At 50.0% G+C, this 25,047-nt stretch carries 24 protein-coding genes; 14 read left to right on the top strand and 10 right to left on the bottom strand.

Going from position 1 to position 25,047, the window contains the following annotated elements; all coding sequences use genetic code 11:
- The 4 genes from LG384_RS11010 to clcB all read left to right on the top strand — a co-directional run bounded on the left by LG384_RS11010 (position 1) and on the right by clcB (position 3,540).
- Positions 1–618 carry a DMSO/selenate family reductase complex B subunit gene (locus LG384_RS11010; protein WP_045442670.1) on the top strand — a complete coding sequence of 206 codons (618 nt, stop codon included), beginning with the start codon at positions 1–3 and terminating at the stop codon, positions 616–618.
- Position 619: 1 nt separating this feature from the next.
- A complete protein-coding gene (locus tag LG384_RS11005; protein WP_048221492.1) occupies positions 620–1,474 on the top strand; it encodes a dimethyl sulfoxide reductase anchor subunit family protein in 855 nt (284 codons plus the stop codon).
- Positions 1,475–1,516: 42 nt separating this feature from the next.
- Entirely contained in the window at positions 1,517–2,131 is a 615-nt protein-coding gene (gene dmsD, locus LG384_RS11000) for a Tat proofreading chaperone DmsD (protein ID WP_045442664.1), read from the top strand.
- Positions 2,132–2,250: 119 nt separating this feature from the next.
- The gene (gene clcB / locus LG384_RS10995; protein ID WP_225760893.1) at positions 2,251–3,540 is read left to right on the top strand and encodes a voltage-gated ClC-type chloride channel ClcB; all 1,290 of its coding nucleotides are present in this window, start codon (positions 2,251–2,253) and stop codon (positions 3,538–3,540) included.
- Here clcB and bioD read toward each other — a convergent pair.
- The 3 genes from bioD to LG384_RS10980 all read right to left on the bottom strand — a co-directional run bounded on the left by bioD (position 3,496) and on the right by LG384_RS10980 (position 6,564).
- Positions 3,496–4,191 carry a dethiobiotin synthase gene (gene bioD / locus LG384_RS10990; protein WP_045442660.1) on the bottom strand — a complete coding sequence of 232 codons (696 nt, stop codon included), beginning with the start codon at positions 4,189–4,191 and terminating at the stop codon, positions 3,496–3,498. The two genes, clcB and bioD, sit on opposite strands and share 45 nt — an antisense overlap.
- Positions 4,192–4,315: 124 nt before the next feature.
- The gene (gene mlc / locus LG384_RS10985) at positions 4,316–5,536 is read right to left on the bottom strand and encodes a sugar metabolism global transcriptional regulator Mlc (RefSeq protein WP_045442657.1); all 1,221 of its coding nucleotides are present in this window, start codon (positions 5,534–5,536) and stop codon (positions 4,316–4,318) included.
- A 128-nt stretch (positions 5,537–5,664) separates the two neighbouring features.
- Positions 5,665–6,564, bottom strand: coding sequence for a LysR family transcriptional regulator (locus LG384_RS10980; protein WP_048221494.1), 900 nt, complete (start codon positions 6,562–6,564; stop codon positions 5,665–5,667).
- Positions 6,565–6,670: 106 nt separating this feature from the next.
- On the opposite strand from LG384_RS10980, the gene LG384_RS10975 reads away from it, so the two are divergent.
- Positions 6,671–7,924, top strand: a complete 1,254-nt coding sequence (locus LG384_RS10975; RefSeq protein WP_045449601.1) for an MFS transporter — start codon at positions 6,671–6,673, stop codon at positions 7,922–7,924.
- A gap of 47 nt (positions 7,925–7,971) precedes the next feature.
- On the opposite strand, the gene LG384_RS10970 is transcribed toward LG384_RS10975, so the two are convergent.
- A complete protein-coding gene (locus LG384_RS10970; protein ID WP_370637145.1) occupies positions 7,972–8,598 on the bottom strand; it encodes a lysostaphin resistance A-like protein in 627 nt (208 codons plus the stop codon).
- Between the two features lie 239 nt (positions 8,599–8,837).
- Between LG384_RS10970 and LG384_RS10965 the strand changes: the two genes are divergently transcribed.
- The 3 genes from LG384_RS10965 to LG384_RS10955 all read left to right on the top strand — a co-directional run bounded on the left by LG384_RS10965 (position 8,838) and on the right by LG384_RS10955 (position 11,950).
- Entirely contained in the window at positions 8,838–10,325 is a 1,488-nt protein-coding gene (locus LG384_RS10965; RefSeq protein WP_225760892.1) for a carboxypeptidase M32, read from the top strand.
- A gap of 137 nt (positions 10,326–10,462) precedes the next feature.
- Complete coding sequence (gene asr / locus LG384_RS10960; RefSeq protein ID WP_225761298.1) at positions 10,463–10,858, top strand: acid resistance repetitive basic protein Asr; 396 nt, start codon at positions 10,463–10,465, stop codon at positions 10,856–10,858.
- Between the two features lie 270 nt (positions 10,859–11,128).
- Positions 11,129–11,950 carry a serine protease gene (locus LG384_RS10955; RefSeq protein WP_225760891.1) on the top strand — a complete coding sequence of 274 codons (822 nt, stop codon included), beginning with the start codon at positions 11,129–11,131 and terminating at the stop codon, positions 11,948–11,950.
- A 35-nt stretch (positions 11,951–11,985) separates the two neighbouring features.
- Here LG384_RS10955 and mdtI read toward each other — a convergent pair whose 3' ends face one another.
- Positions 11,986–12,315, bottom strand: coding sequence for a multidrug/spermidine efflux SMR transporter subunit MdtI (gene mdtI, locus LG384_RS10950; RefSeq protein ID WP_225760890.1), 330 nt, complete (start codon positions 12,313–12,315; stop codon positions 11,986–11,988).
- Entirely contained in the window at positions 12,302–12,667 is a 366-nt protein-coding gene (gene mdtJ / locus LG384_RS10945; protein WP_190284577.1) for a multidrug/spermidine efflux SMR transporter subunit MdtJ, read from the bottom strand. The genes mdtI and mdtJ overlap by 14 nt, the downstream gene beginning before the upstream one ends.
- Positions 12,668–13,089: 422 nt before the next feature.
- Here mdtJ and LG384_RS10940 point away from each other — a divergent pair, with 422 nt between their 5' ends.
- Positions 13,090–14,124: an AI-2E family transporter gene (locus LG384_RS10940; RefSeq protein WP_225760889.1), complete on the top strand. Its 1,035-nt coding sequence runs from the start codon at positions 13,090–13,092 to the stop codon at positions 14,122–14,124.
- A 181-nt stretch (positions 14,125–14,305) separates the two neighbouring features.
- Here the strand turns inward: LG384_RS10940 and pntB are convergent, their stop codons facing one another.
- Positions 14,306–15,694 carry a Re/Si-specific NAD(P)(+) transhydrogenase subunit beta gene (gene pntB / locus LG384_RS10935; RefSeq protein ID WP_225760888.1) on the bottom strand — a complete coding sequence of 463 codons (1,389 nt, stop codon included), beginning with the start codon at positions 15,692–15,694 and terminating at the stop codon, positions 14,306–14,308.
- A gap of 10 nt (positions 15,695–15,704) precedes the next feature.
- Positions 15,705–17,234, bottom strand: a complete 1,530-nt coding sequence (gene pntA / locus LG384_RS10930; RefSeq protein ID WP_048222692.1) for a Re/Si-specific NAD(P)(+) transhydrogenase subunit alpha — start codon at positions 17,232–17,234, stop codon at positions 15,705–15,707.
- Between the two features lie 531 nt (positions 17,235–17,765).
- On the opposite strand from pntA, the gene ydgH reads away from it, so the two are divergent.
- From ydgH to folM, 3 genes are all read left to right on the top strand, one after another.
- A complete protein-coding gene (gene ydgH / locus LG384_RS10925) occupies positions 17,766–18,710 on the top strand; it encodes a DUF1471 family protein YdgH (RefSeq protein WP_045442630.1) in 945 nt (314 codons plus the stop codon).
- Between the two features lie 255 nt (positions 18,711–18,965).
- Positions 18,966–20,348, top strand: coding sequence for an amino acid permease (locus LG384_RS10920; protein ID WP_225760887.1), 1,383 nt, complete (start codon positions 18,966–18,968; stop codon positions 20,346–20,348).
- Positions 20,349–20,385: 37 nt separating this feature from the next.
- Complete coding sequence (gene folM, locus LG384_RS10915) at positions 20,386–21,108, top strand: dihydromonapterin reductase (protein WP_045442625.1); 723 nt, start codon at positions 20,386–20,388, stop codon at positions 21,106–21,108.
- Here the strand turns inward: folM and LG384_RS10910 are convergent.
- Complete coding sequence (locus LG384_RS10910; protein ID WP_045442622.1) at positions 21,105–21,440, bottom strand: GlpM family protein; 336 nt, start codon at positions 21,438–21,440, stop codon at positions 21,105–21,107. The two genes, folM and LG384_RS10910, sit on opposite strands and share 4 nt — an antisense overlap.
- A gap of 126 nt (positions 21,441–21,566) precedes the next feature.
- On the opposite strand from LG384_RS10910, the gene rstA reads away from it, so the two are divergent.
- Complete coding sequence (gene rstA / locus LG384_RS10905) at positions 21,567–22,301, top strand: two-component system response regulator RstA (protein WP_167493968.1); 735 nt, start codon at positions 21,567–21,569, stop codon at positions 22,299–22,301.
- A gap of 289 nt (positions 22,302–22,590) precedes the next feature.
- Positions 22,591–23,931, top strand: a complete 1,341-nt coding sequence (locus tag LG384_RS10900; RefSeq protein WP_225760886.1) for an L-cystine transporter — start codon at positions 22,591–22,593, stop codon at positions 23,929–23,931.
- A gap of 70 nt (positions 23,932–24,001) precedes the next feature.
- Here LG384_RS10900 and LG384_RS10895 read toward each other — a convergent pair whose 3' ends face one another.
- Entirely contained in the window at positions 24,002–25,030 is a 1,029-nt protein-coding gene (locus LG384_RS10895; protein WP_048221500.1) for a HoxN/HupN/NixA family nickel/cobalt transporter, read from the bottom strand.
- Positions 25,031–25,047: the final 17 nt, after the last annotated feature.

Genomic DNA, 25,047 nt, shown 5'->3' with positions numbered 1-25,047 from the left:
ATGAATGCGCAATACGGATTTTTTATTGATTCCGCCCGTTGCACGGGTTGTAAGACCTGCGAACTGGCCTGTAAAGACTATAAAGATTTAACTCCGGATGTTAGTTTCCGCCGTATTTACGAATACGCAGGTGGCGACTGGCAGGAAGATAACGGTGTCTGGCATCAGAATGTCTTTGCTTATTACCTCTCCATCGCGTGTAACCACTGCGAAGATCCGGCCTGTACAAAGGTCTGCCCGAGCGGCGCAATGCACAAGCGCGAAGATGGCTTTGTTGTCGTAGATGAGGACGTGTGTATTGGCTGTCGCTATTGTCATATGGCCTGCCCTTACGGCGCGCCGCAGTACAATGCCGCCAAAGGGCATATGACCAAATGCGACGGCTGCCACGATCGTGTTGCCGAAGGGAAAAAACCAATCTGCGTTGAATCCTGCCCGCTACGTGCGCTGGATTTCGGCCCGATTGATGAACTGCGTAAAAAGCACGGAGAACTGGCTGCCGTTGCGCCACTGCCCGGTGCACACTTCACTAAACCGAATATCGTGATCAAACCTAACACCAATAGCCGTCCAACCGGGGATACCTCCGGTTATCTGGCAAACCCGAGGGAGGTGTAAAATGGGAAATGGATGGCATGAATGGCCGCTGGTACTGTTTACAGTTCTCGGTCAATGCGTGGCTGGCGCGCTTATTGTTAGCGGACTGTGTTGGTTTACTGCCAAAGACGATGCCGCAAGAAAACATATCGTTCGCAGCATGTTCTTTCTGTGGGTAGTAATGGGAGTCGGGTTTCTTGCCTCGGTAATGCACCTGGGTTCACCACTTCGTGCGCTTAACTCACTAAACAGAGTTGGCGCATCAGCGCTGAGTAATGAAATCGCCAGTGGATCGCTTTTTTTTGCGGTTGGTGGATTCTGGTGGCTGGTGGCTTTTCTCGATAAAATGCCGGCCACATTAGGTAAAATCTGGCTACTGGTGAGCATGATCCTCGGCGTAGTGTTTGTCTGGGCAATGACGAACGTTTATCAGATAGATACGGTGCCAACCTGGTATAATGGATATACCACCACGGCATTTTTCATGACCGTGCTGCTGACTGGCCCACTATTCGCCGCGCTCCTGTTGCGTGTCGTTGGCGTCTCATTTAACGCCGCCACATTCGCTACTATTAGTGTGCTGGGTTTGCTAATTTGCGTGGCCGTCATTGTTCTACAGGGCATGTCACTTGGCGCTATCCACAGTTCAGTACAACAGGCAAATTCACTGGTTCCTGACTATGGAATTCTGCAGGTTTGGCGCATCATGCTGCTGACCGCGGGTCTGGGTTGCTGGATTTGCCCTCTGATCCGTCGCAAAGACCCGCACATTGCAGGGCTGGCGTTGGGTTTAATTTTAGTGCTTGCCGGTGAACTCATCGGACGTGGCTTGTTTTATGGTTTGCATATGACAGTCGGTATGGCTGTTGCAGGTTAACTTTCGAGTGCGGGGAGACCCGCACTTTTCAGGATTGTTTGCATGACCCATTTTTCACAACGTGACAACTTTTCTACCGCGGCGCGCGTGCTGGGAGCGCTGTTTTACTTTGCGCCAGACAGCGATGAAGCGGCTCCGTTAGTCTCATCATTAACCGCCGATGGCTGGCAGGCCCAGTGGCCGCTGTCAGAGAATATCCTCTCCCCGCTGGTTGTACAGTTTCAGACCGAAGTCGATGAAACGCTCCCAGAGGCCTGGCAGCGTTTGTTTATCGGTCCTTATACGCTTCCCTCTCCGCCCTGGGGCTCAGTCTGGCTGGATCGTGAGAACGTTCTATTTGGCGACTCAACGCTGGCATTACGTCAGTGGATGCGTGACAACGGCATCCAGTTTGAAATGCAGCAGAATGAACCGGAAGATCACTTTGGCTCCCTGTTGTTACTGACTGCCTGGCTTGCCGAAAACGAACGTCACACCGAGTGCGAACAATTGCTGGCCTGGCATCTGTTACCGTGGTCCGCACGTTTCCTTGAGGTCTTTACCGAAAAAGCGGATCATCCGTTTTATCAGGCTCTGGGAGAACTGGCTCGCCTGACGCTGGCAGAATGGCAGTCGCAGTTATTGATCCCCGTAGCCATTAAGCCGCTATTTCGTTAATTTCTTCCGTGGCAGGGTTTTGCCCTGCCGTTTTGTCCGGCGTTTCGCACGCGGTGCTTTTGCTTCCGGCAACAATTCCCCGCAAAATAGATCGTCTGAATTTTCCTGTCTGGCAAACCATGCATCATTTACATGCTTATCCTGACCTGCGCACCATGTTTCGCCGCCTGCTGTTTGCCGCACTGACTGGCATTCTGGCCGCGTTAGCCGTCGCAGGGTTTCGCCACGCCATGCTACTCCTTGAATGGCTTTTCCTGAGCAACGATACGGGCAGTTTAGTTAATGCGGCCACGAACCTGTCACCACTGCGTCGGATGCTCACACCTGCGTTAGGTGGACTTGCTGCAGGGTTACTGCTCTGGGGCTGGCAAAAATTCAACCAGTTGCGTCCGCAAGCGCCCACAGATTATATGGAAGCTTTGCAAACTGACGGGCAGCTCGATGTTGGTGCAAGCCTGGTGAAATCGCTGGCGTCATTACTGGTTGTCGCCAGCGGGAGTGCCATTGGTCGGGAAGGTGCAATGATATTGCTGGCAGCGTTGGCAGCCTCATGTTTTGCCCAACGCTTTACACCGCGCACAGAATGGAAACTGTGGATTGCCTGCGGTGCTGCCGCTGGTATGGCCGCAGCCTATCATGCGCCACTGGCGGGCAGTTTGTTTATTGCCGAAGTTCTGTTTGGCACATTGATTCTGGCATCGTTGGGACCGGTGGTCGTATCTGCCGTCGTTGCACTGTTGACCACGGATGTGCTCAGCGACAGCAACGCCCTGCTATATACCGTGCACTTATCGCGGGAGCTGCATGCGCTTGAGTATGTGATGATTGTCTGCACCGGTCTGGTTGCTGGGGTTTGCGGACCACTCTTCATATGGCTTATGACCATCAGCCACAACGTATTTTTACGTCTGAAGCTTTCACCTCCGTGGCAACTGGCATTGGGAGGACTTATTGTTGGCCTGCTCTCGTTACTGACACCGACTGTCTGGGGAAATGGTTACAGCGTAGTGCAGTCGTTTTTACTCTCCCCACCGCTGTTGTCGATTGTCAGTGGGATTTTTATCTGCAAATTACTCGCTGTGCTCGCCAGCAGTGGGTCAGGCGCGCCTGGGGGCGTGTTTACGCCAACTCTGTTTGTCGGACTGTCAATTGGTATGCTGTTTGGTCGCGTGTGGGGACTCTGGCTTCCCGGTACGGATGAGATTGCAGTTCTGCTTGGATTAGCGGGGATGGCCACACTCTTAGCTGCAACAACGCATGCGCCGATCATGTCAACATTGATGGTTTGCGAGATGACCGGGGAGTATCGTCTGCTCCCCGGCTTGTTGATTGCTTGTGTCGTTGCTTCAGTGCTGTCCCGAACGTTACACCAGGACTCTGTCTACCGACAACACATTACCCAGCATTGACAGGCGGATGTACTGGGCCAACTCGCGCTGCTCAGCGCGAGGCAGGTAAGGCAATTCGCCAATCAGCGGTGCCGGTAACTTTTTGCTGAGCACATCAATGATTTCCGCATAATGCGCCAGCCCCGGATTGATTCGGTTCGCTACCCAGCCAATTAGCGGCAGTCCATCGCTGGCGATAGCCTGCGCCGTCAGAATGGCATGATTAATACAGCCTTCCTGAATACCCACCACCATCAACACGGGCAGTTGTTCCTGCACCACCCACTCCGATAAAGGACGCAGATCGTTCATCAGACTGCGCCAGCCACCGGTACCTTCGACGACAACGTGATCAACCTTCTCGCTCAGACTCGCAAGCCCGTTTGACAACAAGGTGTAATTGACAGGGCCGCTATGTGCCACGCTACTTTCGTCTTCGCTCAGAGCAATAGGGTTGATTGCCTCGTAAGGCAATTCAATTGAAGAAACACTTTGCAGCACCAGCGCATCTTTATTGCGCATACCTTCAGGTGTTTCTTTGCTTCCTTTGGCCACGGGTTTATAACCCGCAACACTTTTACCACCTGACGCTAACGCTTGTAGTAATGCGCGGGAAACCACTGTCTTCCCAACAGAAGTGTCTGTACCTGTAATAAAGAAACGCTTCAGCATCACTAACTCCACCGTTATGCTTCGAAATATAAGCCAGGAAAATAAAACAGTGGAGAAAGTCTAAGGTATGAGAGCCAGGACCAGCTTGAGATAGCGCAATTTTTCGTACGACAGTTAAAAAATGTTAACCCTGTAATAGACGAATCAACAAAGAACCGTTATACATCGCGTCCTTCACGAGCGCGGCCCCCGCCATTGTCCCTTGATTAGTAAATTGCGTACTCTCTACCACAATGTGTCGACTGTATGCCGGAAGCGCCTGTTGACGAATGCAGTCAGCAATAGTCGGGAACAATATATCTGCTGCTTTACTGAGCGGAGATCCAATAAGAATCTTTTGCGGATTGAACAAGTTCACCATAATGGCCAGAATTCGACCAACATGGGTGCCGACGCCGCTAATGATATCTTTCGCTAATAAATCGCCCTGCATGGCCGCCAGACACAGTGAGTCCACCGTCAGCGGTTGTCCGTGCAGTGAGGAACTCATCGACTGCTTAAGTCGTACCTGCGCCAGCTCAAGAACACTGTCAACACTGGCAATTGTTTCCAGACAACCATGGTTTCCGCAATAACACCGTTTCCCGTAAGGGTCGACCTGCGTATGGCCAATTTCGACCAGACTGCTACTCCCGGCATGCAGCAAATGACCGTCGGTGATCACCCCTGCACCCACATTGTGGTCAATCACCACCTGAATAACATCGCGGGCACCGCGCGAAGCGCCAAAAAGTGCCTCAGCCATGGTCCAGGCGCTGATATCGTGCTGAATGTACACTGGCACACCGGTGTGCTGCTCGAGGGCTTCGCCCAGCGGCATCTCTTTAACATCTTCGTAAAACGGCATGCGATGAACGATGCCATTTTCTGTATCGATGATTCCTGGTAAGGTGATAGCGATAGAGGTTAATCGCTCAAGCTTTTGCTGATGGCGGATAAAAAACTGATCGACCTGTGTAATAACACGAGTCAGCAGAGGAATCTCGGAGACAAGCGGCATTTCAAGGCAATCTTCAACCACCAGCTTGCTGCTGAGGTCGCGTAACGCAAGAAAAATCTCGCCACGACTGATACGAATCGATAAGTAGTGCCACGCTTCCGTTTCGACCACCAGACCAACGGCCGGACGCCCGCGACTCCCTGCTTCTTTTATTTCCAGTTCTTGCACCAGATGTGCTTCAAGCATTTCCCGAACAATTTTTGTAATACTGGCAGGCGCCAATTGTGCCAGGCGAGAGAGATCAATACGCGACACCGGTCCTAACTGATCAATCAGGCGATAAACTGCGCCCGCATTGGTCTGTTTAATTTGATCGATATGCCCAGGCTGACTATCAGCAACCACCACTTACTCCCTTTATTTTCGCGCTCCGAAATAATCTGTAGGCTATGGTGAAGCACTTCAATGGCTTCCGTCAACTTTTTACTTAGCCGTGTGATTTACTGCACATTTTCAACCATTTTTAAACTAAATTAACCGCACTGAACGGCCGCTAAAAGCTGCTGGCGAAAGCGTTGCGCAGCGTAACTCTGCTCACGGTGTTTGGGCCACACCAGCCACATTTCAGACACGGCATCTTCTTCCGCAATGGGGATCCAACACATTTCATACAACTGCACGCGTTTAAATGAGGCTGGCAGAATGGAAACCCCTAATCCTGCGGCCACCAGTCCGATAATGGTCATGGCTTCCCCAACCTCCTGAGCGATGGTCGGCGTGAGGCCATAGCGACGCATCAGGCCAAGAATATCATCATACAGGCCGGTCCCCACATGCGGGTCAAAAAAGACAAACGGTTCATTCGCCAGTTCAGCCAGTGTGACAACCGGCTTTTGCGCCAAAGGATGTACACGAGGGATCATTGCCATCAGTGGTTCATGCAGGATGACCTCCCAGCTTAGCGTGTCAGGGAGTTGCGTATTACGCAGGAGTCCCAGATCCAGCGTCCCCTCATTGAGCGGAGCAATTTGCTCACGCGTATTCATTTCACGGGTTTGCATATGCACCGCGGGGTAGCACTGGCGAAAGAGAGACAGCGTATCTGAAACTGCTTTAATAAATGGTGCTGACGAAGTAAAGCCAATTCGCAGTTCCCCTGCTTCTCCCAGATGCAAACGCTCCGCTCTTGCCGCCGCCTCATTCACTAACCCCAGGATCTGTCGGCTGTCTGCCAGAAACTGCTTGCCTGCGGCTGTCAGGGCCACGCTACGATTTGTACGCGCCAGAAGACGTGCCCCAACTTGCTGTTCGAGGATTTGGATCTGTTGACTCAACGGAGGTTGTGAAATATTCAGCCTTGCCGCCGCACGGCCAAAATGAAGTTCTTCTGCAACCGCCACAAAGTAGCGCAGGTGACGCAGTTCAATATTCATATTTTTAAAATATTATTTGAGATTATTAATATATTAGACAGAATATTGGGATTTTCATACCCTTAAGGCTGGTACTGTAGACGTAATGATTGAGCAAGGATTTCAAGTGAGTCGTACAACTATTGTCGATACCGCACCGGCAAGCGATATTGATAAACAAATTATCACCCCGCCGGATGGTTATATAAAACGCGGTACCTCCTCTTTTATGCGCGTCACACTGGCGCTCTTTTCTGCCGGACTGGCGACATTTGCTCTCCTCTATTGCGTGCAGCCCATACTGCCAGTGCTGTCGCATGAATTTGGGGTATCTCCAGCCAGTAGTAGTATTTCACTTTCTATCTCAACCGCGATGCTCGCTATTGGTTTACTGTTTACCGGTCCTCTTTCCGATGCAATTGGCCGCAAGCCGGTGATGGTGACCGCGCTGCTGTTAGCATCCTGCTGTACCCTGCTTTCGACAATGATGACCAGCTGGCACGGAATTTTAATCATGCGCGCGCTGATTGGTCTGTCACTAAGTGGCGTCGCAGCAGTAGGAATGACGTATCTCAGTGAGGAGATTCATCCCAGCTTTGTGGCCTTCTCGATGGGCTTATATATCAGTGGTAACTCGATTGGTGGCATGAGCGGTCGTTTGATCAGTGGCGTATTTACCGACTTTTTTAACTGGCGAATCGCGCTGGCAGCTATCGGTTGTTTTGCCCTGGCTTCCGCGCTGATGTTCTGGAAAATATTACCGGAATCCCGTCACTTCAGGCCCACATCGTTGCGACCTAAGACGCTGTTTATCAACTTCCGTTTGCACTGGCGTGACAGAGGTTTACCGCTGCTTTTCGCGGAAGGTTTCTTGTTGATGGGCTCATTCGTCACGCTGTTTAACTACATCGGCTATCGCCTGATGCTGTCTCCCTGGGAACTCAGCCAGGCGATTGTTGGGTTGCTGTCCGTCGCTTACCTGACCGGAACCTGGAGTTCGCCAAAAGCGGGTTCAATGACCACGCGTTATGGTCGTGGTCCGGTGATGTTGTTCTCAACAGGGGTGATGCTGTTTGGTCTGCTGATGACGTTATTCACGTCGCTATGGTTAATATTTGCCGGAATGTTGCTCTTTTCTGCGGGTTTCTTTGCGGCACATTCCGTGGCCAGCAGTTGGATCGGCCCACGGGCTAAACGTGCTAAAGGCCAGGCCTCTTCACTGTATCTGTTCTCTTATTACCTGGGGTCGAGCATTGCAGGTACGCTGGGGGGTGTGTTCTGGCATAACTACGGCTGGAACGGCGTGGGCGGATTTATTGCGCTGATGCTGATCCTCGCCCTGCTCGTTGGCTCCTGCTTGCACCACCGATTACATGCATAAAATATGTTGCCCTGGGATGCAAAACATTACCAGGGCAGCAATATGGACTACGATGATGCCAGCATCGCCTGGGCTCCAATTTGCAGGCCAATAACCGTTCCATTCATCAGAATATGCAGCACTATCGGCATCAGAATTCCGTTGCTTTTTATTCTGGCAATGATCAACACCAGCGAAACAATAAACAGCAGCAGTAGCGTTCTCATGTCCATATACTGCGTATGCATCAGCGCAAATATCGCCGAAACCACTAGCGACGTCAGCCATGTTTTATCATTGAACCAGTACTGAAAGGCGTTGAACAGGCAACCTCTGAACACCATTTCTTCATAAATCGGCGCAATAAATATCAGGGTCAGACTCGATAACCAGAGCGCGTAACTGCTCAGTGACACCTGAGTTGTAACCCATTCTTCATTCTGTCTGATACCCAGCACCCATGGCATGACGAACTGCACCACCAAAAGCGCCGTGAACAAAATAGCAAACCATCTTATGTTGAAGCTCCCTTTCCCTAAGCCTTTTCTTTGACGAAAGAAGAAATAATACAGTGGTACCAACACGACGAACTCCGCGATAAACAGCAGCGGAAAAAGTAAACCCTTCGCCTGTAATGTCTGGCTTTCAGAAAAGAATAGCGGGATGAACGTGATGCCAAACATCAACAAAAACATCGAAAAGCAGCCAGATACCGCCTTTGTCCTGGCAATATAATCGTTACTTACTTCCTGTCGCACACCCTCTCCTTGACAAAATGTTATGTCAGTCGTTCTAAAGATAATTTTTGTTTATGATAAAAAGTATCATTATCATTTACAACCTACCAAAATTACATCGCATCCGTGATGAATGGGTAAATGCCTAAAATCACGTTAGACTCTCAAGTCTGGTCCATCAGAACGAGAACTAAAAAATGAGTAACACTGCTAATTATCAACAGCTCACCCGCACCTTCCAGCGGCTCTCTCGCTTCTCCCATCTCTCGGCTATCGCCAGTTGGGATATGTTTACTATGATGCCTTCCGGCGGCAGCAAAGCCCGGGGTGAAGCTCTGGCAGAACTGAGCGTACTTGAGCATCAACTTTTAACCGATCCTAATGTGGCAAAATGGATTGCCGCCGCCGAGCAGGAGGATCTTAGCGATATAGAGCAGGCGAATCTGCGCGAGATGTCGCGGTTGCATCATCAGGCTGCGCTGCTGCCGGAATCGCTGGTAGAAGCAAAATCGCTGGCGGGTAGCCGCTGTGAACATGCCTGGCGCAGTCAACGTCCGGCAAATGACTGGGAAGGTTTTGCTGAGAATCTGAAAGACGTTGTTAAATATAGCCGTGAAGAAGCCAAACTGCGGGCCGAGGCCAAAGGATGTACGCCTTACGATGCGTTGCTGGATGTATTTGAACCAGAAATGACCAGCGCGCGGCTGGACGGACTTTTCACAGACCTAAAAAGCTGGCTTCCGGATCTGTTAAATAAGGTAGTGGCGAAACAGTCTCAACAGCCACTCATCGCGCCGGTTGGCCCCTTCCCAACAGCAATCCAGCGCGAGTTAGGCCTTGAAACGATGACTCGGCTGGGATTCGACTTTACCGCCGGTCGACTGGACATTAGTGCGCATCCATTCTGCGGCGGCGTACCGGAAGATGTTCGTATTACCACGCGTTATGATGAAAACGAATTGCTCAGCGCACTTTTTGGCGTCATCCATGAAACCGGTCACGCCCGATATGAACAAAATCTGCCGCGCAACTGGGCCGGACAACCTATCGCACTGGCTCGTTCAACCGCAATTCATGAATCCCAAAGTCTGTTCTTTGAAATGCAACTTGGCCGCAGTCAGGCATTTCTGAAGGGACTAATTCCAGCGGTTAAAAAGCATTTTGGCGATCAGCCTGCGTTTGAACAACAAAACTTCATCGCCTGGAACCAGCAAGTGAAGCCTGGCTTTATCCGCGTGGATGCTGATGAGGTCAGCTATCCCGCTCATGTTATTCTGCGCTATGAAATTGAGCGTGCGTTGATTAACGGCGACATTGAAGTTGATGATATCCCGGCGTTGTGGAATGAGAAAATGCAGGCATGGCTCGGACTTTCAACAATCGGCAATTATCGCAATGGTTGTATGCAGGATATCCACTGGACCGACGGTGGGTTTGGCTATTTCCCTTCTTATACGCTGGGCGCCATGTATGCAGCACAGTTGTTTAGTGCGGCAAACCGCGCATTGCCTGATTTAGAAAGTGCCATTGCGCAAGGTGAATTTGGCACCCTGTTTGACTGGCTGCATCAGAATGTCTGGCAACATGGCAGCCGTTATACCACCGAACAGCTTATTATCCAGGCCACCGGCGAACCTCTCAGCAGTCGCTATTTCCGCGCCCATCTGGAAGCCCGTTATCTGTAATCGCTTACCGTGAGTCATTGTACATATCGTTACATGCCGATACCAATGACTCACGGAAGCCTTGAGATTACAGCGATATAGTTATTTCAACGGCCCCGCAGTGGGGTTGAATGAAAAACCAAATCGAGGGTATGAGAATGAAAAAAGTATTAGCTCTGGTTGTTGCCGCTGCTATGAGTCTGTCTTCTGCTGCTTTTGCTGCTGAAACAACTGCTACCACCGCTCCGGCTGCTGCTGCGACCACAAAAGCAGCCCCGGCAAAAACAACGCATCATAAAAAACAGCATAAAGCCGCTGAACAGAAAGCTCAGGCCGCTAAAAAACACACTAAAAAATCTGCAACCAAACCTGCTGTAGAACAAAAAGCACCAGAGCAGAAAGCTCAGGCTGCGAAAAAACATACCAAAAAAGCGGCAACTAAACCTGCTGTAGAACAAAAAGCACCAGAGCAGAAAGCTCAGGCTGCGAAAAAACACAGCAAAAAAGCAGTAAAACACGAAGCCGCTAAACCTGCTGCTCAACCGGCCGCATAAGACATCAGTAATAACAATGGCGTCCCCCACGCCATCGCATACGGCGCTAAGTCTTCCTGATTTAGCGCCGCCTTTCGGAGGGTAAAATGGTGTCACATTACCGCTTTGAGTTCATTCTTATTACACTGATAATTTGCGCCCTAATTGCTACGCACTTTTATCTTTCCTGAGTGTAGTTATCTGATTTTACTCCCACTTTCCCACCGTCCCGTCTATAGTATTAACTGAGGGTTTGCTGTTAATAATCATAATTCCCCACCAGAGTGTGATATGCATAAAACCATTGCGGTATTACTGGGTTCAATTTGTTTTTTTCCTGTCGTTGCGCATGCGGATCAGTCCACAACGACCAGCAAAGATGCTGACGATATAAAAACGCTATTTTTTGGGCATGACGATCGCGTACAGATTACTGACCCGACACAGTTCCCCTGGGACGCTATAGGACAACTGGAAACCGCCAGCGGTAACCTGTGTACAGCAACGCTCATCTCACCTCATCTGGCCCTGACTGCCGGACATTGTTTATTGACCCCACCCAAAGGCAGACCAGATAAAGCTGTCGCGCTGCGCTTCGTATCGAAAAAAGGCGTCTGGCGCTATGAAATCCACGGTATTGAGGGTCGGGTTGATGCTTCACTTGGCAAGCGTTTAAAAGCGGATGGCGACGGCTGGATAGTGCCACCTTCCGCGGCTCCCTGGGATTTTGGTCTGGTGGTGTTGCGTTATCCTCCCAGCGGAATCACACCACTTCCCTTATTTGAAGGCGATAAAACTGAGTTAACTGCGGCGTTGAAAGCCGCCGATCGCAAAGTGACTCAGTCAGGCTACCCCGAAGATCACCTGGATGACCTGTATGCGCATCAGGACTGCGTTGTTACCGGCTGGGCGCAAAATACCGTGTTGTCACATCAATGCGATACGCTCCCGGGAGACAGCGGTTCTCCACTGATGTTGAAAACCGATTCCGGTTGGCAATTGATTGGCGTGCAAAGCTCTGCTCCGGCGGCAAAAGATCGCTGGCGGGCCGATAATCGTGCCATTTCCGTTACCGGATTTCGCGATAAGCTGAACGCTTTGATGAAGGATTAACATTGTGCTGCCCGCGTTTGCAGGCAGCACTAACATCAGGCAAGTTTTATCATAATCATTCCGGCCAGGAGTAATGCCAGGCCAATCCAGCCTTTATTATTCAGGCGCTGCCCAAAAAGCACCCATCCTGCAGCCAGCGTTGCGGCAATCCCAAATCCGCCCCACAAAGCGTAGGCAACTGAAAGATCGATGCCCTTTACCGCCTGAGAGAGTGCACTAAAGGCAGCCAATACGGCAACCAATGACAGTGCGCCATACGCCTTGCGACGAAAACCATCAGAAAATTTCAAAAATACGTTAGCGACGATTTCCAGAACAATGGCCATACCCAACCATGCACCGTGAACCCACTCAAACTGCTGCATGGGTCACCTCCCTCCTCGCTTTAGACGGCTTACGCGTACCCGACTTGATCAGGACAATGCCTAACACCAGCGAGACCAGACCGGCAACCTTCATCGTGGATAAGGTTTCATCAAATAACAGCACGCTAAACAACGTAATAAATAAAATACCAATGCCTTCCCACAAAGCATAGGCCACGCCGAGTGCTATTTTTTTAACGGCAAAACTGAGAAAAATATACGATAAGGCGATCATTACCAGCATTAAAATAAAGCCTGTATTGCCATGGCCTACGCTTGCCCATTTCATCGACAGCGTTCCGGTAATTTCAGCCGCAATGGCCAGACCTAATAAAATCCAGTAAAACATGATGCTTCTCCTGCTTGAGAATATAGTCCTTTGGGCCTACTGCATGCAGCAAACCAAAAAATAGAATCAGATAGCTCAGCGCATAACGCCAGCTCAGGCAGAAGAAGGGACTAAAGCGCGTTGCGCCAGTGTTGCTCACCCGCAAGCAGGAAAGTAGAGGAGGTACGAAGAAGTGTAGGTAAACGCAAAAAAAGCCTGAACATATTGTCCATAATATTACAATTATCCGCAGTGTTGCTTCTCGTCATCGCGGATGATAATTGTCCTCGGTAGTTAAACACAGATGATTTGTATCATAGGTTCATTACGAACTCAAAACCTTTTCACTTCTTTACCCGGTTCGTTTGCTTTTTGTTAGGACGACTCGACACAAGTCACATTATTATTTCAGGTACAGTTTCAAAAATAAAAAATCAGGAATAAACATGGCGAAACCGATCATCACCCTTAACGGTCTAAAATTAGTCATCATGCTGGGCATGTTGGTTATCATTCTTACCGGCATTCGCTTCGCCGCCGATATCATCGTGCCATTTATCCTGGCGTTATTTATCGCGGTGGTACTTAATCCGATGGTACGGCGCATGGTAAAACTTCGCATACCTCGAGTAGTAGCAGTGTCATTGCTGATTGTTATTATTGTCATGCTAATGGTGCTGCTTTTGGCTTATTTAGGTACATCCTTAAATGAACTGGCGCGCACGCTTCCACAATACCGTTCATCGTTGGTTATCCCGCTGAAAAATATCGAGCCGTGGCTACAGCGCGCTGGGATCGGCGTCTCCGTGGACGAGCTTGTCAAATATATCGATCCCAACGCTGCAATGACGCTGGTCACCAATTTACTGACACAACTTTCCAATGCTATGTCATCGATTTTTTTGCTGCTGTTGACGGTTGTTTTTATGCTGCTGGAAGTACCGCAACTGCCCTGTAAACTGCAACAGATGATGAGCCGACCACTTGAAGGAATGGCGGCAATTCAACGAGCGATCGACAGCGTCTCGCACTACCTGGTACTAAAAACGGCTATCAGTATCGTCACCGGACTGGTTGCCTGGGGCATGCTTGCAGCGCTGGATGTACGCTTCGCCTTTGTCTGGGGCTTACTGGCCTTCGCGCTCAACTATATTCCTAATATCGGTTCAGTACTGGCGGCCATTCCACCTATTGCTCAGGTGCTGGTATTTAGTGGTTTTTATGATGCGCTGGTGGTACTGACGGGTTATCTGGTGATTAATCTGGTATTCGGCAATATCCTCGAACCCCGCATTATGGGACGCGGGTTGGGACTCTCCACACTGGTAGTGTTTCTGTCGTTAATCTTTTGGGGTTGGTTGCTCGGACCGGTGGGTATGCTACTTTCCGTGCCACTGACCATCATCGTTAAAATTGCGCTTGAGCAAACTGAAGGCGGTCAAAGCATTGCCGTCCTGCTTAGCGACCTCAACAAAACGTAAATCGTAGTTGTGCTAAAGAGCGCTATAGAGATGCTCTGCACGGTTTTGACGTATACAAGATGGCCGGTACCAGAGTGTTTTTTCGCATCGGATTAGGCATCGGAAGAATGGCATACCCAATGCACGGGATCTTTATACAAAAACGGCCTCCGAAGAGGCCGTCGTATTTTTTGCTAATGTATTACAGCGCTTTCAGAATAGCGTCCACGCTGGCTTTGGCATCACCAAACAGCATATGGGTGTTATCTTTAAAGAACAGCGGGTTCTGCACACCAGCATAACCGGTATTCATTGAACGTTTGAACACGATAACGTTTTGCGCTTTCCACACTTCCAGCACCGGCATACCGGCAATTGGACTGCGCGGATCGTCCTGCGCCGCCGGGTTCACCGTGTCGTTCGCACCGATAACCAGCACGGTATCGGTATCGGCGAAATCATCATTGATCTCATCCATTTCCAGCACGATGTCATAAGGCACTTTGGCTTCCGCCAACAGAACGTTCATATGACCAGGCAGGCGCCCCGCTACCGGGTGAATACCAAAACGCACCTTAATGCCGCGCGCACGCAGTTTCTCGGTGATTTCAGCGACCGGATATTGAGCCTGAGCCACTGCCATACCGTAGCCTGGGGTAATGATCACCGAATGCGAGTTTTTCAGCATTTCCGCCGTATCTTCCGCATTAATTTCACGATGTTCACCTGCTTCCTCGGCATCACCAGCGGAAGAGCCATCGGTACCAAAACCACCGGCAATAACGCTGATGAACGAGCGGTTCATCGCCTTACACATAATGTAAGACAGGATCGCACCCGAAGAACCAACCAGCGCGCCGGTTACAATCAACAGGTCGTTGCTTAACATAAAGCCTGCTGCCGCTGCCGCCCATCCTGAATAGGAGTTCAGCATTGAAACCACAACCGGCATATCTGCCCCACCGATAGACGCCACCAGATGCCAGCCGAAAGCCAGCGCAATAATGGTCATCACCAGCAGAGCCAGAACCTGCAGCCCTACGCTTTCGGTACGAACAAATACCACCAACAGCAGGAACGAAACAACCAGCGCTGCAAGGTTCAGTTTATGACGGTTCGGCAGCATCAGCGGCTTAGAAGAGATCTTGCCGCGCAGTTTGCCAAATGCCACGATGGAACCTGTGAAGGTCACCGCACCGATGAAGATGCCAAGGAACACTTCGGTCAGGTGAATATTCACCAGAATCGGTTCCAGACCGGTATCGTGATACAGGTAGCTGTTAAAGCCTACCAGCACCGCGGCCAGGCCTACGAAACTGTGCAGAATCGCAACCAGCTCCGGCATCTCGGTCATCTCAACTTTCTTCGCCAGACGAATACCAATCGCGCCGCCGATGATCATCGCCACCAGGATCCATGCAACGTTGCCGGCATCCGGGCCAAAAATCGTCGCAATCAACGCAATCGCCATCCCGGCGATACCAAAGTTATTCCCCTGTTGGGATGTTTCGTGTTTTGAAAGTCCCGCCAGGCTGAAAATAAACAGGATCGCGGCAACAATGTATGCAGCTGTAACTAATCCTCCAGACATGTGTTACCCCTTAGTTTTTCCGGAACATTTTCAGCATGCGCTGAGTCACGGTGAAGCCACCGAAAATATTAATGCTGGCAATAAGCACCGCGATAAAGCTCAGGAAACTCACCCAGCCACCCTGGCCAATTTGCAATAATGCGCCCACAACGATGATCCCTGAAATGGCGTTAGTCACAGACATCAGCGGTGTATGCAGCGCATGCGACACATTCCACACCACGTAGTAACCAACCACGCAGGAAAGCGCAAACACCGTAAAGTGCCCCAGGAACTCTTTTGGCGCCACATCGGCAAGCCAGCCAAACAGAATAACTACCAGTGCCATCAATGCATACTTACGCCACGGCGATACCGGTTTCTTCTCTTCTACTGGTGCAGGCGCTGCTTTTGGCGCAGCCTGCGGCTGAGCGGAAACCTGGATTGGCGGTGCAGGCCACGTTATTTCACCCTCGCGAACTACCGTCACACCACGCACGACCACGTCATCGAAATCAACGGTGATATTGCCGTCTTTCTCTTTGCATAGCAGTTTAAGCAGGTTAACGAGGTTAGTACCGTACAACTGGGAGGACTGGGTTGGTAAACGGCCCGGAAGATCGGTATAACCAATGACCTTCACACCGTTCTCGGTAGTGGTCACCTGATTGGCAACGGTGTACTCACAGTTACCGCCGTTTTGCGCGGCCAGATCGACAATAACGCTGCCCGCTTTCATGGAATCAACCATTTCACGGGTGATCAGTTTCGGTGCCGGTTTGCCCGGGATCAGCGCGGTTGTTACGATAATGTCAACGTCTTTCGCCTGAGCGGCAAACAGCTCCATCTCGGCTTTAATAAACGCTTCGGACATTACTTTGGCATAACCATCGCCGCTGCCTGCTTCCTCTTTGAAATCCAGTTCGAGGAACTCAGCGCCCATACTCTGAACTTGTTCTTTAACTTCCGGACGTGTATCAAAAGCGCGAACAATCGCCCCCAGGCTATTTGCCGCACCAATGGCTGCAAGACCTGCAACACCGGCACCGATAACCATCACCTTCGCAGGAGGAACCTTACCTGCAGCGGTGATTTGCCCGGTAAAGAACCGACCGAATTCATGCGCAGCTTCAACAATGGCGCGATATCCGGCGATATTAGCCATTGAACTTAGGGCATCAAGCGACTGCGCGCGCGAAATTCGCGGCACGGAGTCCATTGCCATTACCGTTACATTCCGCTCAGCGAGCTTTTGCAATAACTCAGGATTTTGTGCAGGCCACAGAAAGCTGACCAGCGTAGTTCCCGGATTCAGCAACGGAATTTCGAATTCTTCCGGTGCATTGACCTTCAGGATAATCTCTGACAGCCAGACAGCATCCCCGTCAACAATTTCTGCGCCCGCTTGCACAAACGCCTTGTCGTCAAAACTAGCCAGTTGACCCGCGCCGCTTTCAACCGCGACGCTAAAACCCAGCTTCAGTAACTGCTCAACCGTCTTCGGCGTTGCTGCAACACGGGTTTCATTGGTTAACCGTTCTCTTGGTATGCCAATTCGCATAATGTTCCCTTCCATCTGTATTTTTGATGATGGTTTATCAATGTTCGCAAGAGGCATCTGCGCACTCACGTAAGAGGTAAGCGTTACCTCAACAAAATAAAACAGTAACAAACTCTGTATAACCTACTGAAATTAGCGCTTGTGATCTAGCGCCAAAAAACAGTATTTATTATGAAATTCGCAAAACAGGGATGAATTTCCCCTCAGACAGGGATAATGCCCTTGAAATAGCCCACAAAGGCCGATAATTCGCTCAAGCGAAGCGGCAAAACATGATTAAGCGCCACCATAAAACAATTGATTAACATTAAATTAACTTATGAAATTCAACTGCTTCATTAGTTTTAGCGCTCAAACGTCGAATTTTTGGACATATCACAAAATGTTATCGCCGTTGTTACTTTGCGTGGCACGATGAGTGAAAAATGACGCAGACACTGACACAATTTAAATGCAATAATCAGCCACGTTTCTAGTCAATAACAATACCAGTACCAGTACCTGGTTTGCGCAAGGCGAAGGATTATTTTTATGAAGCTTAAGAACACTCTCCTGGCGTCCGCACTCCTTTCTGCGACTGCTTTTTCTGTAAATGCAGCGACAGAATTGACGCCGGAGCAAGCGGCTGCCCTGAAACCCTATGACCGCATTGTGGTTACCGGCCGTTTTAATGCTATTGGCGATGCGGTTACCGCCGTGTCCCGCCGTGCAGATAAAGACGGTGCAGCCTCCTTTTACGTTGTTGATACCTCAGATTTTGGCAGTGGTGGTAACTGGCGCGTTGTAGCCGACGTCTATAAAGCTGACGCGGAAAAAGCGGAAGTCTCCAAAAATCGCGTGATCAATGGCGTTATAGAATTACCGAAAGATCAGGCCGTTCTGTTGGAACCTTTTGATACCGTTACGGTACAGGGTTTCTACCGCAGCCAACCTGAAGTAAACGACGCCATCACCAAAGCGGCGAAAGAAAAAGGAGCTTACTCTTTCTATATCGTTCGTCAGGTCGATGCCAACCAGGGCGGCAACCAGCGTATTACTGCGTTTATCTATAAAGCCGATGCTAAAAAACGTATTGTCCAAAGCCCTGATGCAATCCCTGCGGATTCTGATGCTGGTCGTGCAGCGTTAGCTGCAGGTGGCGAGGCAGCGAAGAAAGTTGAGATCCCAGGCGTAGCAACAACCGCTTCTCCGAGTGCTGAAGTGGGCCGCTTCTTCGAAACCCAGTCAACCAAAGGCGGACGTTACACTGTCACTCTGCCGGATGGAACCAAAGTCGAAGAACTGAACAAAGCAACCGCCGCAATGATGGTGCCATTCGACAGCATCAAGTTCACCGGTAACTACGGCAATATGACTGAAGTGTCGTATCAGGTCGCTAAACGTGCCGCGAAGAAAGGTGCTAAGTACTACCACATTACCCGCCAGTGGCAGGAACGTGGTAACAACATGACCATCAGCGCCGATCTGTATAAATAATGTCGATGACGTTATAAATGTCTTATCTGGCCTACAGCTCTGTAGGCCAGATTATTCACAGCCAGAATGCCATCAGGCCAGACTCAAACATCACGATTAAGTCGACTTTTCACACTATCAGTCACAAATCTCTCTAACCCCATTGCATGCGCTCTCTTCTCTCCGTAAAATCCCGCGCCTTAGTGGCTTTCACCATTTTTATGCGGTTTGCCAAAATAATTATTCTCTCACTCTCGTTTTTGTAACTGGATACAAATGGAAAAGAAATTGGGTCTGAGCGCACTGACAGCGCTGGTTTTAAGCTCAATGCTTGGCGCTGGTGTTTTCAGTCTGCCACAAAACATGGCGGCAGTAGCCAGCCCGGCGGCATTACTGATTGGTTGGGCGATCACCGGTGCGGGGATCCTCCTGCTCGCTTTCGCTATGCTAATTCTGACGCGTATTCGCCCGGACCTGGATGGCGGTATTTTTACCTATGCGCGTGAAGGCTTCGGTGAGCTGATTGGCTTCTGCTCTGCGTGGGGATACTGGCTGTGCGCCGTTATCGCTAACGTTTCCTATCTGGTTATCGTTTTTTCTGCGCTCAGCTTCTTCACTGATACTCCTGAATGGCGTCTGTTCGGCGACGGCAATACCTGGCAATCTATCGTTGGGGCATCGGTGCTGCTGTGGGTAGTCCATTTTCTGGTTCTGCGTGGAGTACAAACGGCAGCCAGCATCAATCTGGTTGCTACGCTGGCGAAATTACTGCCGCTGGGATTGTTTATCGTATTGGCATTTATGCTGTTTAAGCTCGATACCTTTACTCTTGATTTTACCGGCGTGAAGCTTGGTGTCCCCGTCTGGGAGCAGGTCAAAAATACCATGCTCATCACGCTATGGGTGTTCATTGGCGTGGAAGGTGCAGTGGTGGTTTCTGCGCGTGCGCGCAATAAACGCGATGTTGGTCGCGCTACGCTGCTGGCGGTCCTCGCCGCATTGGGTGTTTACCTGTTAGTTACCCTGCTATCTCTTGGCGTTGTTGCCCGTCCTGAACTGGCCGAGATCCGCAACCCGTCGATGGCCGGTTTGATGGTCAAAATGATGGGACCGTGGGGCGAAATTATCATTGCCGCCGGTCTGATTGTCTCCGTCTGCGGTGCTTATTTAAGCTGGACGATTATGGCTGCAGAAGTGCCTTTCCTGGCATCCACGCACAAAGCCTTCCCGCGTATATTTGCCCGACAAAATGCGCAGGGTGCACCATCAGCATCCCTGTGGCTGACCAACATCTGCGTACAGGTTTGTCTGGTTCTGATCTGGCTCACAGGTTCTGACTACAATACGCTGCTGACTATTGCCTCAGAGATGATTCTGGTGCCCTATTTCCTGGTCGGCGCATTCCTGCTGAAAATCGCCACCCGTCCGGTTCATCAGGCTGTCGGTATCGGTGCATGTATTTATGGCTTATGGTTATTGTATGCGTCAGGCCCAATGCACCTGTTGCTGTCTGTTGTGCTGTATGCGCCAGGGTTACTTGTTTTTCTTTACGCCCGCAAAACGCTCACGCACGATAACGTATTAAAACGCCAGGAAATAGCATTGATCGGTCTGCTACTCGTAGCCGCCGTTCCGGCAACCTGGATGTTGATGGGGTAAGCGTCAGTCCCATCGTTTGATGCAAATGGAGATTACGATGGGTAATAAGCCCCCTTTACCAATTCTTATCACCGGCGGAGGTCGTCGCATCGGCCTCGCTATCGCATGGCATTTTCTGAATCAAAAACAGCCAGTAATCGTCAGTTATCGAACGCATTATCCGGCCATTGATGGCCTACGTGACGCTGGCGCATTGTGTATCCAGGCTGATTTCTCAACCGATGCAGGTGTACTGACTTTCGCAGACGAGGTCAAAACACGCACAAATGGGTTACGCGCTATCGTGCATAACGCCAGCGCCTGGATAGCAGAAAAACCAGGCACCCCGCTGTCTGAAGTGTTGTCCAGCATGATGCAGATCCACGTCAATACCCCCTACCTGCTTAACCACGCGCTGGAAGGTTGCCTTCGCGGTCATGGACACGCAGCCAGCGACATTATCCACTTTACGGATTACGTCGTGGAGCGTGGCAGCGACAAGCATATCGCCTATGCAGCCAGTAAGGCTGCACTGGACAATATGACCCGTTCATTCGCCCGAAAACTGGCACCAGAGGTAAAAGTTAACGCTATCGCCCCCTCACTGATCCTGTTTAACGAGGGTGATGATGCCGAGTATCGCCAACAGGCGCTGAACAAATCGTTGATGAAAACAGCTCCAGGTGAAAAAGAGGTCATTGATTTAATAGACTATCTGTTGACCAGCTGTTTTGTCACGGGCCGTAGCTTTGCCGTTGATGGCGGTCGTCATCTGCGTTAGTGCAGTTTTATCCAACAGAAAATCAGTAACCACGCGCTCAGGCTCCAGCATACAACTGCCCCGCCGAGCGCAACGGGTAAGCGCATAAAACCGGTGAAGTACCAAAGCGAAATGAGATAGACAAAATAGGGAATAATCGACCACATGCTGAACACAATGGTGGTACGTAACGCTTCAATTCCACGCTCACTGGCCACAATATAATGAGCGATCAGCGCAAATGTCGGGAACAAAGGAATTAATCCCGCGATATAGTAATTCTTTGTTTTAGCCAGCAAACCAATCAACACCACGACCAGCGCACCCAGCGCCGCTTTTATAACGAGCCCCATCACTTAGCCTTAACACATTGACAACATCAGCCTCTAGCATAACGGAAGCGTTCTCGTTTAGAAAAGATTAATGGAAGGAAAAACGGGGGCGGTGTATGTTGGCGTTTTATATTCAAAATGAATGATATGAACACCATCGTATTTGTTGAAGATGATCCCGAGGTAGGCTCGCTGATTGCCGCCTATCTGGCCCGGCATGACATTGAGGTTATTGTTGAGCCTCGTGGTGATCTAGCCGAAGAGAAGATCCTGCACGTTCAACCCGATTTGGTGTTGTTAGATATTATGCTTCCGGGTAAAGACGGAATGACTATCTGCCGCGATTTACGCAGCCGTTGGCAAGGTCCAATAGTCCTTCTGACATCGCTGGACAGCGACATGAACCATATTCTTGCGCTTGAAATGGGCGCCTGCGACTACATACTGAAAACGACGCCTCCGGCAGTGCTACTGGCTCGCCTGCGTCTGCATTTACGTCAGAATGAACATTCAGCACAATCAAAAGGAATTCAGGCAGCCACGATTACGCCGCATACCACACTGCGCTTTGGCACACTAACTATCGACCCTACCAACCGTTCCGTACTGCTCGCCGGAGAACAAGTCGCCCTCTCGACCGCTGATTTCGAGTTACTCTGGGAACTGGCTACACACGCGGGACAAATTATGGATCGCGATGCGTTATTGAAGAATCTGCGCGGCGTGAGTTATGACGGACTTGACCGTAGTGTGGATGTGGCGATTTCCCGGCTGCGTAAAAAGCTGCTCGATAACGCCACGGAACCGTACCGTATCAAAACCATCCGCAATAAAGGTTACCTGTTCGCCCCGCATGCCTGGGATGACGAACAGCGCAAATAAACTGTTCTCGCCAGGCTGGTTGATTCAACCGGTCTGGTGAGTTCCCCCCTGCGTTCAGACATATTATTGTCTTTAATACAGCCCCTCAAAGTGACACTGTCACACAAATTGTATGCTGGATAAGCATAAGAACCACACCTGAGTCAGAACCACACTTTTTGTGTGGCCCCAGGCATTCTCTCTCCCTATAATCCGTCCCGGTCCTGAACCCTTAGGGTTCGTAGGTTTATTTCAGAAATCAAAACTCTTTCCGGCATTTCAGGTGCTGAATGAGGCAAGAGGCTAGAATATGTTCGTTACACTCGCGTATATCGCGTTTTTTTTGGTTTGTTCATGGGCAATATTCAGAATCAATCAAAAAAGTAATTCCCTGTCAAAAAGTGTTTTCATTGCCATTTTTTTGGGTGCCATTATCGGCTTGTCCCTTCATCTTATAACTCCTGACCGCAGTAAAACGGTTATCGACTGGTATAATATCATCGGCAACGGTTACGTAAATTTACTGAAACTGGTTGCGGTCCCTCTGATATTTATCTCTATTCTCTCTGCTATTAACAAGCTCGAAAACAGTGCTGGCATTGGCAAAATGTCGCTAACTATCGTCGGATGCATGTTATGTCTGGTGATGATTGCCGGGTTTATTGGGCTACTGACGGCGCATGTTTTAGGTCTGGATGCCAGTGCTTTCGGTCATATGCAGTCTACGCTGACGGATGCCGATGTGAGTAAAACAGCGGCCATTTCGCTGCCTAAACTGGTCACTTCTTTAATTCCCACCAATATTTTCCTCGACCTTACGGGGGCCAGAAGTGTTTCAGTTATTGGTATTGTTATCTTCACTCTCCTCGCCGGCGTGGCATTATTAAAAGTCAAACAGGACGCGCCAGAGGAAGGTGAAAAATTAAGCGCAGGGATCAATGCCATCCAGATTTGGGTCATGAAAATGGTGCGGATAGTTATTGCGCTGACCCCATATGGCGTGATGGCATTAATGGCCGGAGTCTTCTCCGCTTATCGCTTAGAGCAATTTGCCAGTCTGCTGGGATTTATTGGTGCCTGTTACATCGCGATACTGATGATGTTTTTCGTTCACGCACTGATACTGGTACTGAGTGGTAACAATCCCATTCGCTATTTTAAAACTGTCTGGCCGGTATTAACCTTTGCGTTTGTTTCGCGCAGCAGCGCGGCATCGATTCCGCTGGCTATTACAGCGCAGGAAAAGTTTGGCGTTCAAAATACCATTGCCAATATCGCTGCTTCATTTGGCTCCAGTATGGGGCAAAATGGCTGCGCCGGGATCTACCCCGCGATTATGGTAGCAATGATTGCCCCGACGATGGGCATCGATCCGCTTTCAATTCACTTTCTCCTTGCCATGCTACCGGCGATTGCGCTGGGATCGATTGGGGTTGCTGGTGTCGGTGGCGGTGGCACATTTGCCGCACTGATCGTCCTTTCAACACTCAATTTTCCGGTCGCACTGGTGGGTATTTTCATTGCCATTGAACCCATTGTCGATATGGCAAGGACGGCATTAAACGTTAATGGCTCGATGATGTCTGGGGTACTGGCAAACCGTATTTTGAATAAGGAGTCGCCTGCACAGCAACGGGTCAATGCGAATTAATCGTCCTCAATAAACCCGTTGATTGCTCTGCAGACAAAAGCCTTTCTGTCCACAGAAAGGCTTTAATATTTCAACTGAACGTCAACCCGTCGTATTTTTTCCAGCGATAATTCAATGCAGAGATAATCCAACAGGTAATAAATACGCCGATAATAACGAACCCAACATTCCCCATATGTTCACTCAGGCGGCCTACTGTGTCCCATAAACCGCCCTGCAGTGAAAATACCTCTGACAACAGACCCAGAGCTTCCAGCCCACCGATAAATACAGCAACAATTACTGATGTCCCGGTGATGGTCATATTGTAATAGAGTTTTCGTTGCGGCTTATTAAACGCCCAGCCATAGGCTTCGACCATCAACATACTGTCAAGGCAATCAATCAACGCCATTCCACAGGTGAAGAGCGCCGGAAATATCAGGATTGACCAGATGGACATACCACTCGAAGCGCTTGAAGCAGAAATACCTAACAGCGAAATTTCCGTAGCAGTATCAAAACCCAGACCAAATAAAAAACCGACAAAGTACATATGCCAGTCTTTGCCCACCAGTCTGAATGCCGGGCGGAAGATCCAGCTCAGCGGACCAGCAACGGTGACATCTTCAGTGGAACCAGCATAGATACCCGTCTTTTTCAGGTGACGAAATGCCTTCCATACCTGACAAAAAATGATGAGATTGATGGTAGCCAGAATAAGCAAAAATGCGGCAGAAACTGCGGTCCCTATAACTCCCCCGACATTTTGCAACCATAGCATATGCTGTTTAAAGGCACTGGTAGTCAGGGCGATACCAATGCTGGCCAGCACCACAATGGTGGAATGCCCCAATGAAAACCAAGCCCCGGTGGTCAGCGCGCGTTTTTTCTGCTGAATAAGTTTTCGTGTCGCACTGTCGATGGCGGCAATGTGATCGGCGTCAACAGCGTGGCGCAGCCCATAACACCATGCGATAAGACATAGCGCCAGTAGTGAAGTGTTATTGCTAAACGCAGTGAACGCCCAGAGCCAGGCCACAACATTTGCACCGACCAGAAGAGTCACCAGCAGAATAATGTGTGGGCGTTTTTTAAGTAAGGAAAACAACAAATTCACTATTTCCGCCAAATTAA

The organism is Citrobacter sp. Marseille-Q3906, assembly GCF_916618775.1.
Lineage (GTDB): Bacteria > Pseudomonadota > Gammaproteobacteria > Enterobacterales > Enterobacteriaceae > Citrobacter > Citrobacter murliniae.
The sequence above is the reverse complement of the archived record's forward strand: the minus strand, read 5'-3'. Positions and strand labels throughout refer to the sequence as shown.

Excerpts from the sequence above, each read along its gene's own strand:
- LG384_RS10980 (WP_048221494.1), bottom strand. The coding sequence starts at position 6,564 with ATGAATATTGAACTGCGTCACCTGCGCTACTTTGTGGCGGTTGCAGAA.
- LG384_RS10900 (WP_225760886.1), top strand. The coding sequence starts at position 22,591 with ATGTTCGTTACACTCGCGTATATCGCGTTTTTTTTGGTTTGTTCATGG.
- LG384_RS11005 (WP_048221492.1), top strand. The coding sequence starts at position 620 with ATGGGAAATGGATGGCATGAATGGCCGCTGGTACTGTTTACAGTTCTC.
- clcB (WP_225760893.1), top strand. The coding sequence starts at position 2,251 with ATGCATCATTTACATGCTTATCCTGACCTGCGCACCATGTTTCGCCGC.
- LG384_RS10955 (WP_225760891.1), top strand. The coding sequence starts at position 11,129 with ATGCATAAAACCATTGCGGTATTACTGGGTTCAATTTGTTTTTTTCCT.
- mdtI (WP_225760890.1), bottom strand. The coding sequence starts at position 12,315 with ATGCAGCAGTTTGAGTGGGTTCACGGTGCATGGTTGGGTATGGCCATT.
- pntB (WP_225760888.1), bottom strand. The coding sequence starts at position 15,694 with ATGTCTGGAGGATTAGTTACAGCTGCATACATTGTTGCCGCGATCCTG.
- asr (WP_225761298.1), top strand. The coding sequence starts at position 10,463 with ATGAAAAAAGTATTAGCTCTGGTTGTTGCCGCTGCTATGAGTCTGTCT.
- ydgH (WP_045442630.1), top strand. The coding sequence starts at position 17,766 with ATGAAGCTTAAGAACACTCTCCTGGCGTCCGCACTCCTTTCTGCGACT.
- LG384_RS10965 (WP_225760892.1), top strand. The coding sequence starts at position 8,838 with ATGAGTAACACTGCTAATTATCAACAGCTCACCCGCACCTTCCAGCGG.
- LG384_RS10970 (WP_370637145.1), bottom strand. The coding sequence starts at position 8,598 with ATGTTTTTGTTGATGTTTGGCATCACGTTCATCCCGCTATTCTTTTCT.
- folM (WP_045442625.1), top strand. The coding sequence starts at position 20,386 with ATGGGTAATAAGCCCCCTTTACCAATTCTTATCACCGGCGGAGGTCGT.
- rstA (WP_167493968.1), top strand. The coding sequence starts at position 21,567 with ATGAACACCATCGTATTTGTTGAAGATGATCCCGAGGTAGGCTCGCTG.
- dmsD (WP_045442664.1), top strand. The coding sequence starts at position 1,517 with ATGACCCATTTTTCACAACGTGACAACTTTTCTACCGCGGCGCGCGTG.
- LG384_RS10920 (WP_225760887.1), top strand. The coding sequence starts at position 18,966 with ATGGAAAAGAAATTGGGTCTGAGCGCACTGACAGCGCTGGTTTTAAGC.
- LG384_RS10940 (WP_225760889.1), top strand. The coding sequence starts at position 13,090 with ATGGCGAAACCGATCATCACCCTTAACGGTCTAAAATTAGTCATCATG.
- LG384_RS11010 (WP_045442670.1), top strand. The coding sequence starts at position 1 with ATGAATGCGCAATACGGATTTTTTATTGATTCCGCCCGTTGCACGGGT.
- bioD (WP_045442660.1), bottom strand. The coding sequence starts at position 4,191 with ATGCTGAAGCGTTTCTTTATTACAGGTACAGACACTTCTGTTGGGAAG.
- LG384_RS10910 (WP_045442622.1), bottom strand. The coding sequence starts at position 21,440 with ATGGGGCTCGTTATAAAAGCGGCGCTGGGTGCGCTGGTCGTGGTGTTG.
- pntA (WP_048222692.1), bottom strand. The coding sequence starts at position 17,234 with ATGCGAATTGGCATACCAAGAGAACGGTTAACCAATGAAACCCGTGTT.